14 protein-coding genes are annotated in these 17,777 nt (G+C 61.0%); 2 read left to right on the top strand and 12 right to left on the bottom strand.

Annotated elements, in window-relative coordinates:
- Positions 1-22: 22 nt before the first annotated feature.
- Together F6V30_RS04395 and pruA are read right to left on the bottom strand one after the other, a co-directional pair.
- Positions 23-907 carry a DMT family transporter gene (locus tag F6V30_RS04395; RefSeq protein ID WP_191965576.1) on the bottom strand — a complete coding sequence of 295 codons (885 nt, stop codon included), beginning with the start codon at positions 905-907 and terminating at the stop codon, positions 23-25.
- A gap of 256 nt (positions 908-1,163) precedes the next feature.
- Complete coding sequence (pruA, locus tag F6V30_RS04390; RefSeq protein ID WP_151155311.1) at positions 1,164-4,178, bottom strand: L-glutamate gamma-semialdehyde dehydrogenase; 3,015 nt, start codon at positions 4,176-4,178, stop codon at positions 1,164-1,166.
- A 205-nt stretch (positions 4,179-4,383) separates the two neighbouring features.
- Here pruA and F6V30_RS04385 point away from each other — a divergent pair, with 205 nt between their 5' ends.
- Positions 4,384-5,097: a FadR/GntR family transcriptional regulator gene (locus F6V30_RS04385; protein ID WP_151155309.1), complete on the top strand. Its 714-nt coding sequence runs from the start codon at positions 4,384-4,386 to the stop codon at positions 5,095-5,097.
- Between the two features lie 237 nt (positions 5,098-5,334).
- Here F6V30_RS04385 and F6V30_RS04380 read toward each other — a convergent pair whose 3' ends face one another.
- The 6 genes from F6V30_RS04380 to F6V30_RS04355 all read right to left on the bottom strand — a co-directional run bounded on the left by F6V30_RS04380 (position 5,335) and on the right by F6V30_RS04355 (position 10,694).
- Positions 5,335-6,522: an ABC transporter substrate-binding protein gene (locus F6V30_RS04380; RefSeq protein WP_151155307.1), complete on the bottom strand. Its 1,188-nt coding sequence runs from the start codon at positions 6,520-6,522 to the stop codon at positions 5,335-5,337.
- Positions 6,523-6,552: 30 nt separating this feature from the next.
- On the bottom strand, positions 6,553-6,831 hold the full coding sequence (locus F6V30_RS04375; protein WP_149307509.1) for a hypothetical protein: 279 nt from the start codon (positions 6,829-6,831) through the stop codon (positions 6,553-6,555).
- A 62-nt stretch (positions 6,832-6,893) separates the two neighbouring features.
- Entirely contained in the window at positions 6,894-8,309 is a 1,416-nt protein-coding gene (locus F6V30_RS04370) for a hypothetical protein (protein WP_151155305.1), read from the bottom strand.
- A gap of 71 nt (positions 8,310-8,380) precedes the next feature.
- Positions 8,381-9,124 (bottom strand): ATP-binding cassette domain-containing protein, encoded by a 744-nt coding sequence (locus F6V30_RS04365; protein ID WP_338042758.1) that lies wholly within the window; start codon positions 9,122-9,124, stop codon positions 8,381-8,383.
- Positions 9,111-9,899 (bottom strand): amino acid ABC transporter permease, encoded by a 789-nt coding sequence (locus F6V30_RS04360; protein ID WP_151155301.1) that lies wholly within the window; start codon positions 9,897-9,899, stop codon positions 9,111-9,113. The genes F6V30_RS04365 and F6V30_RS04360 overlap by 14 nt, the downstream gene beginning before the upstream one ends.
- Before the next feature lie 51 nt (positions 9,900-9,950).
- Positions 9,951-10,694 (bottom strand): basic amino acid ABC transporter substrate-binding protein, encoded by a 744-nt coding sequence (locus tag F6V30_RS04355; RefSeq protein ID WP_151155299.1) that lies wholly within the window; start codon positions 10,692-10,694, stop codon positions 9,951-9,953.
- Between the two features lie 238 nt (positions 10,695-10,932).
- On the opposite strand from F6V30_RS04355, the gene F6V30_RS04350 reads away from it, so the two are divergent.
- Positions 10,933-11,853 (top strand): DMT family transporter, encoded by a 921-nt coding sequence (locus F6V30_RS04350; RefSeq protein WP_151155297.1) that lies wholly within the window; start codon positions 10,933-10,935, stop codon positions 11,851-11,853.
- Between the two features lie 6 nt (positions 11,854-11,859).
- Here F6V30_RS04350 and trmFO read toward each other — a convergent pair whose 3' ends face one another.
- From trmFO to F6V30_RS04330, 4 genes are all read right to left on the bottom strand, one after another.
- Positions 11,860-13,161: a methylenetetrahydrofolate--tRNA-(uracil(54)-C(5))-methyltransferase (FADH(2)-oxidizing) TrmFO gene (gene trmFO, locus F6V30_RS04345; protein ID WP_151155295.1), complete on the bottom strand. Its 1,302-nt coding sequence runs from the start codon at positions 13,159-13,161 to the stop codon at positions 11,860-11,862.
- A complete protein-coding gene (gene topA / locus F6V30_RS04340) occupies positions 13,162-15,486 on the bottom strand; it encodes a type I DNA topoisomerase (RefSeq protein ID WP_151155293.1) in 2,325 nt (774 codons plus the stop codon).
- Positions 15,487-15,557: 71 nt separating this feature from the next.
- Positions 15,558-16,652: a DNA-processing protein DprA gene (gene dprA, locus F6V30_RS04335; protein ID WP_151155291.1), complete on the bottom strand. Its 1,095-nt coding sequence runs from the start codon at positions 16,650-16,652 to the stop codon at positions 15,558-15,560.
- Between the two features lie 87 nt (positions 16,653-16,739).
- A complete protein-coding gene (locus tag F6V30_RS04330; protein WP_151155289.1) occupies positions 16,740-17,747 on the bottom strand; it encodes a LysM peptidoglycan-binding domain-containing protein in 1,008 nt (335 codons plus the stop codon).
- Positions 17,748-17,777 lie beyond the last annotated feature (30 nt).

The raw sequence follows: 17,777 nt of genomic DNA, 5'->3' as shown, positions 1-17,777 counted from the left end.
GCGGGCCCCGCGGATTCGGGGCTCACGCCTTTGATACGTTTGCCAGCTTGACGTTCAGGAAGACCGAGCCGATGACGACCGCCATGCCCACCCCCTGCATGCCCGATACGTGTTCCTTCAGCACCAGGGCGATGCAGATCAGCGACAGGATCGGCACCAGCAGGGCGCAGTTGGACGAGCGGCTGGTGGGGATCATGCGCAGGGCGCGGTTCCAGAGGATCAGGGCCAGGGCGGTGGTCACCACCCCCAGGTAGGCCAACAGGAGCATGTCGCCCCCACCGGGCGTCCAGCGTACGGGGTAGAAGGGCACGAGGCAGAGCAGGAACAGCAGCCCGAACAGATTGAAGAGAAACATGCCGGCCGTTACCGGGAAACGGGCATGCTTGATCAACACGCAGAACAGGCCAAAGGAGAGGGAGGTCCCCATGGCCAGCGCCACCCCGACCGAGAGGCGCACATCGCCCAACCCGCCGCCGGCCGTCACCAGCACGCAGACCCCGGCGAACCCCAGCGCCACGCAGAACACCGCTCGCCAGCCGGACCGTTCCCGAAACAGCAGCCACGACAAGAAGAGCATGACCAGGGGATAGGTATAGTGCAGGATCACCGCCTGGCTGGCCGGGATATATTCGTAGGTCTTCAGGCAGAGCAGCTGCTGCACCCCCAGGCCGATCACCCCGGCAAGGACGAAAAACAGCGGCCGGCGGCGGAATTCGGCCGCCATGAGCCCGAGCCTCCGCTCCCATGCCAGCCACGCCAAGAGGGCCAGGGTGGCCCAGATACCCATCCAGACCACGACCGAGAAGCTGCCCAGATGGGTCACCGCCACCTTGAAACCGGTGCCGAGGGTGGCGAACATGCCCACGGACAGCAGGGCATAGATGGTTCCTTTGGTCGATTCCGTCATGCCGCGCATTTTTTCAGAGTTTTGCTGCTTTGAAAAGAAAAAAGCCCGCCAAGGCGAGCTTTTTTCTTGTAAGGCGTTATCCGGTTTATCCCCTCACCCGGCCTTCGGCCACCCTCTCCCCGGGGGAGAGGGAAGAATTCATTCCCTTCTCCCCCGGGGAGAAGGTGCCCCGAAGGGGCGGATGAGGGGGCGTGTCAGGCCGGGTCACGAGGAGAAGTGAAGCCTGACGCCGAGATTGCGAAAAAGTGGCGCATCCCTACTCCACCCAGTCGTCGTCCGCCTCTATGGGCGCAAACCCCCGGCGCATGGTGTTTTCCGTCACCACCCGCGGGTCCATGAAGTGCAGCAGGTAGTCGGGGCCGCCCGACTTGGTGCCGACGCCCGACATGCGCGACCCGCCGAAGGGCTGGCGTTCCACCTGGGCGCCGGTATTGTTGCGGTTGATGTACAGGTTGCCGACCCGGAAATCGCGGCGCGCCTGGGCCAGATGCTCGGGGCTGCGGCTGAAGATGCCGCCGGTCAGGGCAAAGCGGGTCGAGTTGGCCCACTCCACGGCCTGGTCGAAATCCTTGGCGCGCATGACCGCCAGCACCGGGCCGAACACCTCTTCCTGGGCCAGCCGGTGCTGCGGGGTGATGCCGCCGACAATGGTCAGCGGCACCCAGTATCCCTCCCCCTGGGGGATCGGGCTCTCAAAGAGCAGCTTCCCTTCCTGCTTGCCCAAGGCGACATACTCGAGGATGCTCTTCTGGGCGGCGGCGTCGGCCACGGCCCCCATGGTGTTGGCCGGGTCCTCGGAGGGGCCGATCCGATAGGCCTGGGCAGCCTTTACCAGCCGTTCCGTGAACCTGTCGTAGACCGCATCCAGGACGATGACCCTTGAGCAAGCCGAGCACTTCTGCCCCTGGAAGGCAAAGGCCGAGTAGAGCACATGCGGCACGGCCTCGTCCAGGTCGGCGTCGTCGTCGATGATGATCGCGTTCTTGCCCCCCATCTCGGAGATGATCTTCTTGACGTTGGGCTGGCCCGGATAGACCTTGGCGGCCCGTTCGACGATGCGCAGGCCGACCTCCATGGAACCGGTGAAGGCGATGAGGCTGATGTCCGGGTGATCCACCAGGAAGTCCCCCATCACGCTGCCACGGCCAGGGACGTAGTTGAACACGCCGGCCGGCAGCCCGGCCTCCTTGAAGATCTCCATCAGGTGATGGCCGATGATGCCGGTGATGTTGGAAGGCTTGTAGATCACCGGATTGCCGGTCACGATGGCGGCGGAGGCCATGCCCATGCTGATGGCCAGCGGGAAGTTCCACGGTGCGATGACCGCCGCCAGCCCCTTGGGCTCGTAGAAGTAGTGGTTCAGTTCGCCGGGCGCGTTGCCGACCCGTTGGGGGGCTCCCAGACGGATCATCTCCCGGGCATAGTACTCCAGGAAGTCGATCGCCTCGCCCACGTCGGCATAGGCCTGGTCCCACTGTTTCCCGATCTCCAGCACCTGCCACGCCGACAGTTCGAAGGCGCGCCTGCGGGCGATCTCGGCCGCCTTGAGCAGATACTGGGCGCGTTCGCGTGGCGGCGTGTCGCGCCAGGCCGGGAAGACCGCCTTGGCGGCGGCGATGGCCCTGGTCACCTCGGGGATGCCGGCCTGGCAGATCTGGCCCAGCACCTCCGACGGCTTGGCGGGGTTGACGGTCGGGATCAGATCGGCGGTCATCACCTCCTGGCCGCCGATAAAGAGCGGATAGGTCGTGCCGAAAGCGGTGCGCACCTGGGCAAGGGCCGCCGGGAAAGCGGCGCGATGGTCAGGGCGGGTGAAATCCACCATGGGGTCGTTGGCGAAGCGGGGCAGGCCGCCGGGCCCGGCCACCGCCTTCTTCGGCTTGGCGGCCCGTTCGCTCCGTTCCCGTTCCGCGGTCTTGTCCGGGTCTTCCAGGAGACGCTCGATCTGGGCATCTTCGGCAAAACTCTGGCGCAGGAAGGATTCGTTGGCGGTATTTTCCAGCAGGCGCCGCACCAGGTATCCCATGCCCGGCACCATGTCGCCGTAGGGGCAGTAGAGGCGGATGCGCCCCGCGACCTTGAGGATACCTCTGCGGACCGGTTCGGCCATGCCGTACAACACCTGGAACTCGTAGCGCGACTCGGGCACGTGCAGCGCGTTGGCCATCTCCATGACGGCCGAGATGGTGCGGATGTTGTGGGAGGCGCAGGCGAAATGGCAGATCTGGTGGTTTTCCAGGATCAGGCGCGCCTGGCGCTCATAGGCGGCGTCGCTTTCGGCCTTGATGGTCCAGACCGGGATCGGCCAGCCCATCTGCTTGGCCTTGACCGTCTCGTAATCCCAGTAGGCCCCCTTGACCAGGCGGATCGATATCTGCGTATTCTGGGCCTTGGCCCAGGCCAGCATATTGGCCAGGTCCTTGTCCGTATCCTTCAGGTAGGCCTGGAACACGATGCCGATGTGGGGATACTCCTTGTATTCCATCTTCAGGCGGCGGAACACCTCCTGGGTGATCTCCTTGAAGCGGTAGGACTCCATGTCGATGCAGAGGAAACCTTCCATCTCCACCACCTTGGCGCAGATCCGGCGCATCTGGCGCAGGATGGCCTCCACCGACCCCTCGAAATCCTGGGGGTTGGCCAGGCAGAACAGGGCGGTCGGCTTGACGGCGATATTGACCTTGGGCGCGTGGCCCCAGTCCAGATTTCCATCTCCGCCGTGGCCGGCCAGCCCTTTCCACCCCTTCTGCTCATTCTTGAGGGCGTCCAGCAACTCCAGGTAGGTCGTAACGTAAACCTCGGCCTCTTCCTCCGAGAGGGTGGCCTCGCCCAGCACGTCCACCACGGCGGCAAAACCGTCCTTGCGCAGTTTTTCCATGTTCTTTATGGCTTCTTTGGTGTTTTCGCCCACGATGAACTGGCGCGCCATCTCCTGGATATTGGCCGAGATGAACTTGTTGAGCATCGCCCCACCCAGGGAGCCGAGCATCCCGGCCATCTTGGCGCCGGTGGAGAGCACCGGCGGCATGTCCTTCTCCTCGCCGAAATACTCGCGGATATGGTCGGTCAGGAGTTTGGAGGTCGTCAGGGAGGGGAAGGCGTCCACAAAGCGGAACATCTGGACCTTGAACTGCTCGTTCTGCATGCTCCAGTCCATAACCTTGCCCATCCAAGCCCCTTTGTTGAAGAGCGAGGGCTTTTCCCCGGAGATGGTGGAAAAGAAATCCTTGCCGCGCGCTACGATCTTCGTGTTGATCTCTGGATTCTGCATATGACTCTCCTTGTGCCGCCGTGAGTGTGATACGGAATCTATTGCGAATGGTTTAACCATTACTACGCAATTTTATGCCGGGTGTCAAGGGGGCAAAACGGCAAACGGCCAGCCGTCGCTTGTCTCGGGCCGCTAAAAATGGTAGTGTGGTTTAACCATTTGGGACGTGAAAAACGGGAAAAGTTCCTTGGGAAAGGATAGCAACATGTTCAAACATGTCAAACAGAGCCGCGCCTACCAGGATGTGGTCGAACAGATCCAGGACGGCATCATAGCGGGTACGCTCAAGCCGGGGAGCCAACTCCCGGCCGAACGGGACTTGAAGGAACAGTTCGGCGTCAGCCGGGGGACATTGCGTGAAGCGTTGCGGGTACTGGAGCAGAAGGGATTGATCGAGATCCGCACCGGCGTGGCCGGGGGTTCCATCATCAGGGAGGTCAACAGCGAACAGCTCAGCGAGAATCTGGGATTGTTGATTCGCAACCGGACGGTTTCCCTGCGCGACCTGGCCGAGTTCCGCGAGGGGATGGAGGGAGGCGTGGCGGCCTTGGCGGCCCAGCGGGGGCAGGAGCAGGACATGGCCCTGTTAAGGAAGCTCTTGACCGAGGCCGAGGAGCATCTGAAAGAGGGACGCAAGGGGTGGGACGCCTTCATCCGCACCGACGAGATGCTCCACATGGCCCTGGCCCGCATGAGCGGCAACCAACTCTTCATCTCCGTCCTGGAAAGCGTCTATTACAACATCCACACCTACTACGAGAACTACCTGCCCCGGGGGAAGAAGATACTCCAGGAAAATTTCGACGACCTGCGGGTAATCGTGGCCGCCGTGACGGAAAGAAACGAAGAGGCGGCGCGGGAACTGGCCCAGGGGCATGTGCGACGCTTCAACGCCTATATGGAGGAGAAGGAGGCCTAGCCTTTTTCCGGTTCAAGCTGAAAAGACAAACGCCGCGCAACCATAATGGTCGCACGGCGTTTGCATTCGCGGAGGCACCCACGAATCGCTACAAGGTACTCTGCTGTAAAACTCAGGTTGTTCAAAAATAGTCAGATCGTCGCACCCGCAGAAGGCCCTGCGGAGGCGTAGCAGCGCTACGCCGCACAAAAGGGCTTTCGAGGACGGTGGCGAGATGGCTGTTTTTCAACAACCTCCTTAGTCCATCTTGACCGGGACCTTGGCCTTCAGGACATATTTGCCGCCTTTGACTTCCAGCAGGCAGAGCGGCGACTTGATCGGCTCGCGGTTGTTGCGGATGGTGATCGTGCCGGAAACGCCTTCGAAGTTTTTGATCTTGGCGATGGCGTCCTTGAACACCTTCGGATCGTTGCTCTTGGCGGCGGTCATGGCAGAGGCGATAAGCTTGACCGCATCATACCCCTGGGCGTCGAACAGGCCCGGCAGGGCGCCGTTGTTCTTGCTCTTGAAGGTTTCGATGAATTTGGCGGTCACCGGTGACGCCTGTTCGGGGGAGAACCCGACATACGACATGGCACCTTCGACCGCTGTGCCGCCCAGTTTGATGAACTCGGGCGAGAACAGGCCGTCGCCGCCGAATATATTGACCTTGATCCCCTGCTTGCGGGCTTCTTTCATGAGCAGGGCGCCTTCGGTGTAGTAACCGGAGTAGAAGAGGATGTCAGGTTTTTTGGCCTTGATGTTGGTCATCTGACCGGAGAAGTCCTTGTCCCCGTCCTTGATCTTCTCGTCGGCCACGATCTCGATACCGGCGCCTTTGGCGGAGTCACGGAAGAGCTGGGACATGCCGACGCTGTAATCGTTGTTGTCCGAGGTGAGCATGGCCACCTTCTTGAACTTGAGGTTCTTGGCGTAGTAATCCAGCAGGGCCGGGATCGCCACGCTGTCCAGCAGCGTGTCGCGGAAGATGTAATCGCCGATCTCCACCACGCCCGGACCGGTGGCGCCGGCCGAGAGCAGCACGACCTGGGCCTTCTGGGCAATGGGGGCGGCAACCTTGGTGATGCCGGTGGTCGGGTCGCCCACGATGGCCACAACGTTGTCGCGGCTGATCAGCTTCTGGGTGACCGAGGCCCCTTCCTGCTTGTCGCCGCGGTCATCGGCTTCAACGATCTCGATCTTCTTGCCGTTGACGCCGCCGGCCGCATTGATCTCTTCGGCCGCCATCTTCATGCCGGCCAGGGTCGGCGCGCCGAACATGGCGACGTCACCGGTCAGGGCGCCGAGAAAACCGATCTTTACCGTGTCTCCGGCAGCCTTGGAAGCCGCATCAGGTTTTGCCTCTTCCTTTTTCTTGCAGCCGGCGGTTACGGACAGGGCCAGTACACCAGCCAACAACAGGGCAGCACTCTTCTTGAAGTTCATGGTTTCCTCCCTTGGAGAGATAGTGTCTGGTTAGCGACCCGGCTTATCGAGGTTGTTCAGAATTTCGTCCGCTTCCTTCAGCTTCTGCTGCAATTTTTTCAATTCCTCTGCGGAATAGACCTTCTTGCCCTTCTTGATCTCGGTGTTGATCTTCCTGATCCGCTGCTGGATGCTGTCCACCTGATCCTTGCACCCCTTGGAGGCCAGCAGGCACTCGTCTTTTTCACTGCTCTTCACATCGGCTGCAAAGGCCGCGGTGGCGGCGGAGAGGGCAAAGGCCGTCAGTACGGCAATCAGAACTTTTTTCATGGGTCTGCTCCTTTTCTTTGGAATGAAGCAGGGGCGCAGAAGCGCCCCATCAGTTTCAGAAATTAGAACGAGTACTTGAAGATGATCTTGGCATCATAGGGATTGACCGGTGTCTCGCCGTTCAAGGCAACTCCCTTGTAGTAATCGCCCAGGAACACATAGGCGACACGGACACCGCCGGTAAGGTTTTCGAGCAGCTTGTAGTTGGCCTCGGCGTTGATCTCCGTGCCCAGGTAATTGCTCTTGTGAGCTTTGCCGAACGCACCGTTATCCTTGGCCACGGCGGCAAAGCCGGCATTGGCGGCAGTTGTCAGGCGGTCGGTGAGCGGCAGTTCATAGCCGATATAGCCGCCGATCTGGCCCTGGCCGAAGTTGCCGGCAGTGGCGATGATCGAGTTGTCGGTGGTCATGGCGTTTTTATCGCGGCCCAGGATGACCATCTCGTTGTCATAGTAACCGTGCTCAGCCGTGCCAACATTATTGAACACTGCGTAGAAGGCGTTGCTGTGGCCGGTCGTGCCGGAATCGCCGGATACATACAGGAACTCGGCATGGGCTTTACCAGAACCGACCTTGTACTTGGCACCGGCATTGAGGGCGTAGGCGGTGGTGGCACGCGCGTTGACCGTGCCCACTTCCAGGATACCGAACCCGTTCAGGGTCAGCGGACCGGCGGTGTACTCGGCGTTCAGGCCCAAGGTATGGAGCTTGACGTCCTGCTGAGTGGTTATGGCACCATCAGCATTGAAAGTAAAGACGGCATTGCTGTCAATTGTATCCGCATTGTTTCTGAAGAAGTAGTAGGCGGCGCCGACCTTCAGGTCCTTGTTCACTTCGTACTTGCCGTCCAGGACGAACAGGTCGTTGGTCATGTGACCCAATACGTTGTCTTTATTGTTGCCGGTGTCGTTGAAGCGGAAGAAGCCGATGGTGGGGGTAAATTTGTTGTAGCTGCTGGAGAAGGCGATACCGGCCATGTCGGCGTCGAACATGATGCTTTTGAAGGAGTCGTTATAGGGCATCATGCCCAGCCGCATGTTGACGTCCTTGAAGATGTTGGCATCCAGGTAGATGTTCTTGGTCTCGATGTTGGTCTGGTCGGCACCGATGGCACCACCGTGATTGCGATGCGTGCCATAGGAACTGTCGCCCCAGTAGGCGTAGTCCAGCTCAAATTGGGTGACCAGTTTCAGGTCGCTGCTGGCCTTGGCGGTGTAGCCGAGACGGGCGCGCTGCTCGACGAAGTTGGCCGAGTACACATGCTTGGGCTGACCGAAGGGGACGTACTGGGTGTCTCCGCCGTAAGACGCGGCATTATTACCGGGGAAACTGGTCGTGGCTGCTCCGTTGAAGTTGGAGTTGATGTACTGCGCCTGGAACATGCCGTGGAACTCGTTTTCCAGCGCCATTGCCGGAGTGGTCGCAGCGGCGGTCACGCCGAGAATGGCCAGCGCTGCAAGGACATTACGTCTTTTCATGGTACTTCCTCCTTGTGTGTGATGTTCTGCTGATTACATCCCCCCTTCAAAGGGAGTGCGCGTACTGCGCATTACAGTATTTGGCTCAGAAACAGCTTGGCACGCTCATGGTCGGGACTGGTGAAGAAATGCTCCGGCGTTCCTTCCTCCACGATTTGGCCATGGTCCATGAAAATGACCCGGTCGGCCACCTCGCGGGCAAAACCCATCTCGTGGGTCACCACCACCATGGTCATCCCTTCCTGGGCCAGGTTCTTCATAACGTCCAGCACCTCGCCGATCATCTCCGGATCAAGGGCCGAGGTCGGTTCGTCGAACAGGATCGCCTTGGGGTTCATGGCCAGGGAGCGGGCAATGGCCACCCGTTGCTGCTGGCCGCCGGAGAGCTTGGCCGGATAGGCGGCGGCCTTCTCGGCGATGCCGACCTTCTTGAGCAGTTCCAGGGCAATTTGTTCCGCTTCCCGCCGGTTGCGTTTGCGGACGACCGTCTGGGCCAGGGTCAGGTTCTCCAGCACGGTCTTGTGGGGAAAGAGGTTGAAGGACTGGAACACCATCCCGATCTCTTCCCGCACCTTGCAGATATTGACCTTCGGGTCGCTGACATCCATGCCGTCCACGATGATGGTGCCCCGGTCGATGGTCTCAAGACGGTTGATGGAACGCAGGATGGTACTCTTGCCCGAACCGCTGGGGCCGATGATGACCACTTTTTCGCCGTCCCGGACGCTGAAGGAGACATTCTTCAGCGCCTGGAACGACCCATAGAACTTGGAGACTCCGCGCGCCTCTATCATAAGTCGGCTATTTTCCTGCATTGAGCCGTTCCTCCATGATACCGATCAACTTGGAAAAAAACAGGGTCATGACCAAGTAGATCAGGGCGATAACCGTATAGGTTTCAAAATAGCTGAAGGTTTCCGAGGCATACTCCCGGCCGCGGCGCAGCAGGTCGGAGACGGCCAGGATGGAGACCAGGGAGGAGTCCTTGAGCAGGGCGATGAACTCATTGCCGATGGGGGGCAGCACCACCTTGAAAGCCTGGGGCAGAATGACCTGCCGCATGGCCTGGCCGCGGGACATGCCCAGGGACAGGGCCGCCTCCATCTGCCCCTTGGGGATGGACTGGATGCCGGCCCGGAAGACTTCGCCCATGTAGGCGCCGTAGCAGACGGCCATGGCGATGATGGCGCTCAGCATATCCGGGATTTTCACGAAACGGCCCAGGGCGTAATAGATGTAGAAGATTTGGACCAGAAGCGGGATGCCGCGAATCACCTCCACATACAGTGAAGCGGCACCGTTGATGAACCGGTTGCCGGAGATTCTTCCCAGCCCGGTGATCAGGCCGATGCACGTGGCCAGCAGGATGGCTCCGAGGGTGACCTTGAAGGTGACCAGGATGCCGTCCGGGACGAATTTGAAGATCTCGTAATAAGGGTCAGACTTGCCAAAGGCAAGATACAGGGAGACGAAGATCGCGCCAAAAAAAGCGATGCGCCAGGCGGTAAACAACCCGGCGTCGTTCTTGTTGGGGATGGCGGCTCCGTCGCCGACATCTATGGGGGTATGGGATGTAGGGTTCTTTGACATGGGCGTTGAGCAGGGGGAGGGGCGGCCGGGAAGCCGCCCCTCCTCAGCAAATTATTTCACCCACTTGGTGTGGATCTTGGTGTCCAGCTTCTTGGCCTTCACCGCCTTGATCCCCTTGTTGAGAAGGGCGACCAGGTCCTTGTTACCCTTTTTCACGACAATGCCGTAGGCTTCCTTGGTGAAGGATTTGCCGACGATCTTGAATTTGTCCTTGTACTCTTTTTTCTGGAGGGCAAAGTGGGCGGCAACCGGCTCGTCGCACACCACACCGAAGATGCGGCCGGCTGCCATGTCCTCGAAGGCCAAGCCGATCTCGTCATAGGTTTTGAGTTCGACGCCGGCGACCTTCTTGATCTCCATGGCGCCTGTCGTGCCGATCTGGGCACCGACCTTCTTGCCCTTCAGGTCGGCAATGACCTTGGCGGTTTTGTTGGTTTTGGGAACGACAAGGATTTGGCCGATGCTGGTATACGGCTCGGTAAAATCATATTTTGCCTGGCGCTCTTTCGTGATGGTGACGGAAGAGATGATGGCGTCGTACTGGCCGGCATCAAGACCGGCAAAGATGCCGTCCCACGCGGTATTTTTGATCACGGCCGCCACGCCCGCCTCTTTGGCGACGGCTTTCAAAAAGTCGATATCATAGCCGACGATCTGCTTGTTCGTGTCAACCATCTCCATCGGCGGCCAGGTGGCGTCGGTGGCGACCTTGATGCTCTTGGGGGCGGCAAATGCGGTGAGGGACAAAGCGGCCAGCAAGGCCGCAGTTGCAGTAAGCGTACGCAATAATTTCATTGGATCCTCTCCTTTTTCATTAAACTGTAAACGATAATGGTAAGACCACGCTGTTCTTTTAGGGGATGTAACGCGGTATTGTCAACAAAAAAACACCGGTTCGTAACGTTTCGGAAACCATTGACACCATGTCGCAGCTTTTTACTTGCCCTCACGGGCTCCTTCGTTTATGAAACATGTGGATATTACTATTTTTGATAAAAATAAACCATTCCTCGAGATTCTGGAGCATTACGCAATGAACCGATTCAAAGCAGCAGTGCTGCTGCTGACCACCACCTTTTTCTGGGGGGTGACCTTCACGGTCGTCAAGGAGGCCGTGGCAAGCGTCGATGTGTTCGTATTTCTGGCCCAGCGCTTCATCCTGGCCTTCGCCCTGATCCTGCCGGTCAGCATGATCAAGGGCAAGCGCCTGGACAGGGGGACCCTGCGCCAAGGGTGCCTGATGGGGGTCTTCCTGTTCGGTTCCTATGCCTTCCAGACCGTCGCGCTGCTCTACACCAGCGCCTCCAATACCGCCTTCCTGACCGGGTTGAACGTCGTCATGGTGCCGGTCATCTCGGCGCTCATGCTGCGCCAGCGTATTCCCAAGACCGTTAGGGTCGCCGTGATCCTTTCCGTTGCCGGCCTGTTCCTCCTGTGCGGCAACGGCTCCTGGCACTTGACCACCGGCGATATCCTGGCCGCCATCTGCGCCCTCTGTGTCTCGCTGCACCTGATCTATACCGGCGAGTTCGCCCGCCAAAGCGACTACTACTGGCTGACCGCCATCCAGTTGGGCATGGTGGCCCTCTTGAGTACCGCCGGCGCCGTTATCCGCGGCAAGCAGGTCTTCATCTGGCATCCCCAGCTTCTGTGGACACTGATCGTCTGCTCGCTGATCGCAACCGTGTTCGCCTTTCTGGTGCAGACGTCCATGCAGCGTTTCATCAGCCACACCAACACGGCTCTGATCTTCTGCACCGAACCGGTTTTCGCGGCCCTGTACGCCTGGTACGCGATCAACGAGCGGCTGGGCATCTATGGTCTGGCCGGGGCTCTGTTGATCCTGGGGGGGATGATCGTTTCCATCCTGCCGGAGGATCTGGGCAGGCGGGCAAAAGGAGGGGGCGCTGAAGCGGAGATCAGCGTGCTGGATGAGTACCGGGCCGGAGAGTAGGGGCGCCTACAAACCGGCGCGCCAATCCTCAAGCTTCTCCAGGGCTCGTTCCGCCAGTTTCTGGCGTTTTTCCTTCTTTTTCACCCGCCCCGCAAGCTCGGGGAACAGGCCGTAATTGACGTTCATGGGCTGGAAGTGGCGCACGTCGGCGTTGGTGATGTGATGCACCAGCGCCCCCAGGGCCGTTTCGGCGGGGGGCACCGGCAGGGGGCGTCCCTGCTGGAGACATGCGGCGTTGATGCCGGCCAGGAAGCCGCTGGCCGCCGACTCCACATACCCCTCCACCCCGGTGATCTGGCCGGCAAAGATGATGCGGGGGTCGCTTTTCAGCTGCTGGGTCTCCAGCAGCAGGGCCGGGGCATTGATGAAGGTATTGCGGTGCAGGGAGCCGAGCCGGACGAACTCGGCCCGCTCCAGTCCCGGAATCATGCGGAAGATGCGCCGCTGCTCCGGCCAGGTCAGCTTGGTCTGGAAGCCCACCAGGTTGAACATGGTCCGTTCCCGGTTCTCGGCCCGAAGCTGGGTCACGGCGTGGGGCTCCACGCCCGTGCGCGGATCGGCCAGCCCCACCGGCTTCATCGGGCCGAACCGGAGCGTCTCCACGCCCCGCTCCGCCATCTCCTCAACCGGCATGCACCCCTCGAAGTGGACGATCTTCTCGAAATCCCGCGCCGGGACCTTTTCCCCCTTCACCAGCTCATCCACGAACCGCAGGTACTCCGCCTCGTTCAAGGGGCAGTTGAGATAATCGTCCCCGTCCCCCTTGCCGTAGCGTGAGGCGGCGAAGATCGTGGCCATGTCCAGGGAGTCGGCGGCAACGATGGGGGCGATGGCGTCGTAGAAGTACAGCCGGTCCCCGGTCAAGCGGGCCAGCGGTTCCGCCAGGGCATCGCTGGTCAGGGGGCCGGAGGCGACGACCACCGTGCCGGCGGCGGGCAGGTCGGTAACCTCGCCCCGCTCCAGGCGGATCAGGGGGTGTGCAGCGATCTTTGCGGTGACATAGTCGGAGAAGAGTTGCCGATCCACGGCCAGGGCGCCGCCTGCCGGGACGCGGGTGGCTTCGGCCGCCTCCATGATGAGGGAACCGCTGCGCCGCAACTCCTCCTTCAACAGCCCCACGGCGTTTTCAAGGGAATCCCCCCGCAGGGAGTTGGAACAGACCAACTCCGCCAGGCCCGCCAGATGGTGGGCCGGGGAGAAACGCTCGGGCTTCATTTCGTGGAGGACGACGGAAACGCCGCGCTGCGCCGCCTGCCACGCCGCTTCGCAACCTGCCAGACCCGCGCCGATGATGGTAAGAGTTTCCACTTATTTCTTTTCCTTGCCGCCCTCTTTGAAGTCGCACCCTTCCTTGGGGCACTTGACGTACTCCCCCTCGCGCTTGCTGATCTTCTTCACCAGGAGCGGGAAGCCGCACTTGGGGCATGTCCGCTCCACCGGCAGGTCCCACAGGGCAAACTTGCACTGGGGGTAGCGGTTGCAGGAGTAGAACATCTTGCCGTAGCGCGATTTCTTTTCCGTCAACTCCCCTTCCTTGCACTCCGGGCAGACCACGCCGGTGCCCCGGGGCTTGACCAGCGGCTGGATGTTCTTGCAGGCCGGATACCCGGAACAGGCCAGGTACTTGCCGTAGCGACCGTCCTTGATCAGCATCGGCTGGCCGCATTTTTCGCACTTCTCGTCGGACAGGACCGGCTCCGCCGACTCGGCACCTTTTTCCGCATCAATGTTGCGGGTGTATTTGCAGCCGTCCTGGAAGCCGGAACAGGCGATGAACTTGCCCCGCTTGCCCAGCTTGACCACCAACGGCTTGCCGCATTCGGGGCACGCCTCGTCCATGGCCTCGGTGGTCAGGTCGGACTTGCTGACCTCCCCCTCCTTCTGTTTGAGCAGGGTGGAGAACGGCTCCCAAAACTCCTTCAGGAGCGGCTTCCACTGTTTTTCGCCCCGGGAGACCTGGTCAAGTTCCTCCTCCAGGCCGGCGGTGAAGTTGTAGTCCACGTAGCGCGCGAAATGGGCCGTCAAGAGGTCGTTCACCACCATGCCCACATCCTCGGGGAAGAAGCGTTTCTTGTCCAGGCGGGTATACTTGCGCTCCACCAGGGTGTTCATGATCGAGGCATAGGTGGATGGGCGGCCGATGCCGTACTCCTCCAGGGTCTTGACCAGGGTGGCCTCGGTGTAGCGCGGCGGCGGCTGGGTGAAATGCTGTTCCGGGATGATCTCGTGCTGTTTGAGGGAGGCACCTTCGCCCATGGCGGGCAACAACCCTTCCTTTTCCTCGTCCTGATCGTCCAGCCCCTCGATATAGAGTTTCATGAAGCCGGGAAACCGGATCACCGTGCCGCTGGCGCGCAGACCGGCCTGCCGGGCGCCGCTGAACGGGCCGGCGACGGGGGGCGCGGCCAGGTCCGCGACGATGTCCACCGAGGTCTGATCCAGGAGCGCCTCGGCCATCTGGCAGGCCACGGTGCGTTTCCAGATCAGTTCGTACAGCTTGTGCAGATCGGGGGTCAGGAACTTCTTCAACTCGGCCGGGGTTTTGGAGATATAGGTCGGCCGGATGGCCTCGTGGGCCTCCTGGGCGTTCTTGGTCTTGGTACGGTAGAGACGCGGCTTGGCCAGGGCGTATTCCGGGCCGTAGGCGGCGGAGATGACGTCGTGGGCCTCCTGAAGGGCCTGGTTGGAGAGATTGACGCTGTCGGTACGCATATAGGTGATCAGACCGACCGTGCCCCCCTCGCCGATGTCGATCCCTTCGTAGAGCTTCTGGGCTGTAGACATGGTCTTCTTGGCCGAAAAGCCCAGCTTGCGGGAGGCCTCTTGCTGGAGGGTCGAGGTGGTGAACGGCGGTGCCGGGGTGCGTTTCTTCTCGGTCTTGGTGATCTTGTCGACCCGGTAGGCGCCCGACTGGAGGGCCGTTTTCAGACCGGTCGCCACCTCTTCGCCGGGGATGTCGAACTTGCCCAGTTTCTTGCCGCCCACCGCCACCAGGCCGGCCTTGAACTCCTGCCCCGGTGCAACCCCCAGGCGGGCCGCTATGGTCCAGTATTCCTGCTCGACAAAGGCCTGGATCTCCTTTTCCCGTTCGCAGACCAGGCGCAGGGCCACCGATTGCACCCGGCCGGCCGAAAGGCCGTAACGGATCTTCTTCCACAGGAAGGGGGAGAGGTTGAAACCGACCAGGTAATCCAGCACCGAGCGGGCCTGTTGGGCGTCCACCAGTTCGGCGGCAATGGTGCGGGGATGTTCGACGGCATGGATGATGGCATCCTTGGTGATCTCGTGGAACACCACGCGCTGGATCTCGATGCCCGGATTCTTCTTTTTGTCCAGCCCCAGGGCCGCCAGCAGATGCCAGGAAATGGCCTCTCCCTCGCGGTCGGGGTCAGTTGCGAGAAGCAGCCGGTCGGATTCCTTGAGGGCCTTCTTGATGGCGTCGATATGTTTCTTGCTCTCGGGCAGCACATGGTACTTGGGTTCGAAATCGTTCCCGATATCCACCGAGCCCTGTTTGCTGGGCAGGGCCCGTACATGGCCGAACGAGGCCAAGACCTTGTAATCCTTGCCCAGGAACTTTTCTATGGTCTTCGCCTTGGCGGGCGATTCTACGATGACGAGATTCTGCGACATGAAGACATCCTTCTGATATAATTAATAATAATTCAGCACACGGGGGAGAGGCTCCGTAGCCTGCTTCACCATTACCCCGCTACGGCAAAATGCTTGCCCGGCAGCGGTGTTATCGCCCCCTTGAGCTCAAGGTGCAGTAACATAGAGGAAACCTCTCCGGCTGTCAATTCCGTTTGGGCAATGATGTCGTCGATGTGCAGCGGCGAACGGGCCAGGAGCTCGTATACGGCGGCTTCCCGGGGGGTCAGGCTGAAGGTTCGTGCGACGGCCTGCTCCGGGGCACGCTCCCCGTCCAGGGCCGGGCGGCCGGGAAGCTCCTCCAGGATATCCTCCACGCAGTCGACGAGTTTGGCCCCCTGCTTGATCAGACGGTTACTGCCGCGGCAGGCGGCAAAGGAAATGTTGCCGGGAACGGCAAAGACGTCGCGACCGTGTTCAAGGGCATACTGGGCCGTGATCAGGGAGCCGCTGTTTTCGGCAGCCTCCACCACCAGCACGCCGCGGGACAGCCCGCTGATAATCCGGTTGCGGCGGGGAAAGTTCTCCGCCAGCGGCAACGTCCCCAGGGAAAACTCCGACACCAGGCACCCCGTTTCGGACACCGCCTCGAAGAGTTCGCGGTTTTCGGGCGGATACACCTTGTCGATGCCGCATCCCAGGACGCCGACGGTTCTGCCGCCACCCTGGAGCGCTCCCTTGTGGGCGGCGGTATCGATCCCGCGGGCCATGCCCGAAATCACGGCCACGCCATGCCCGGCCAGCGCCTCGGCGAGACGTCCCGTGGCCATCAGCCCGGCGGAGGTCGCCCGGCGTGAGCCAACGATCGCTACGGCCAATTCGCTACTGCGCAGTTCGCCCCGCACGTACAGAAAAGGGGGCGGATCGGGGATCTCGAACAGGGACTTGGGGTAGTCGGCCGAGACGAACGTGACCAGCCGCGCGCCGCTTCCCGCCAGCCGACGGCACTCCTCGTCGGCAAAGCGCTTCCAGCTCCCTTCCCTGATCGCTCCCACCACGGCCGGGGTCATCCCCCTGACACCCGCCAACTCCGAAGGCGATGCGGACAGCGCCGCCCTAGGGGCGTCGAAACGCTCCAGCAGGCGTCGAAAGGTGACATTGCCGATGCCGGGCACCGCCTTGAGACCCAGCCAGTAGAATTCTTCCATGTCCCACACCCTCCAGTCGCCGCTCCCGCGGACATGAGAGAAAAAAAAGACCGGCCCCCCGGCCGGTCTCGTGTGGTGCGTTCATCCTTATTTTGTCAGGCTGACGAGCTTGTCGCCCTTATAGATCGCATCGATGCTCTTGACCACCAGGGCGGTCGCTGTTCTTCTACCGGTTTCCAGAATGACCAATGCCCCCAGCAACTCCTGGGGCAAGCGCTCGATACGCCCTTCGACGTATTTCCGGTCAAAGGCCACATCGCGGACAATATAGAGCATGTTGCCTGCCTCGGCCCCCTGGGCGCTTCCCAGGTCGATGTAGACGATGTCGCCGGCGGCGATGATCTCAGTCCCGCTGTAGCTCTCGACGATATACCCTTTCAACTCCCTGGTCGGCATCTTGAGGGAGACCTCCCGGCGCTTGTCGTCGCGATACGGCATAAGGTAGGAGCCGGGGGAGATTTCCTGATAGGTCTTGGTAATGATGGCTCGCGAGGCCTTTTGCTCCAGGTCGGTCAGTTGCAGCGTGCCCAGCGGAATTACCTTGGCGCCCATGATCTCGCTGGTGACGGGATGGCTGACGGTCCCCTCCTTCCGGTAGACCGAAAACTTTTCCCCTCCTTTCGCGCCTTGCACCTTGCCAATATCGGTGTAGACGATATCGTCGTCCCCGGCCACGATACGGTCATGGTGGATGGCGACGATAAAACCGGCCGGCTTGGCGTCGGTCTCCATCAGAAAGCCTTCACTCCCCCGCACACTATAGATGCGTTCGGCAGCCACCTCGGCCATGGTGTCCGCCTGAGCGGCCGCCTTTTGAGCCGCCGGTGCGGCCTGTTCCCTGGGCTCGAATTCCAGCCGGTCGGGGAATACCCGAACCTTTTGCCCCGGATAGATCAGGTGCGGATTGGTGATTTGGCTGTTCCTGGACCACATGTTCGGCCAGTAGCGCGGGCTTTTGATAAAGCGGTCGGACAGGCCCCAGAGGGTATCGCCCTGCTTTATGACGTAGATGGTCGGTTCCTCATCCGCGGCCGGGGCCAGGCCGGGCACGAAAAGCGCTACGGTGAACAACAGCATGGCAAGCTTGATTCTCATACGCACCTCGGTCGTTCCTGAAAGAGTAAA

The organism is Oryzomonas sagensis (assembly GCF_008802355.1).
Lineage (GTDB): Bacteria > Desulfobacterota > Desulfuromonadia > Geobacterales > Pseudopelobacteraceae > Oryzomonas > Oryzomonas sagensis.
This window is presented reverse-complemented; position numbering and strand designations above follow the sequence as displayed.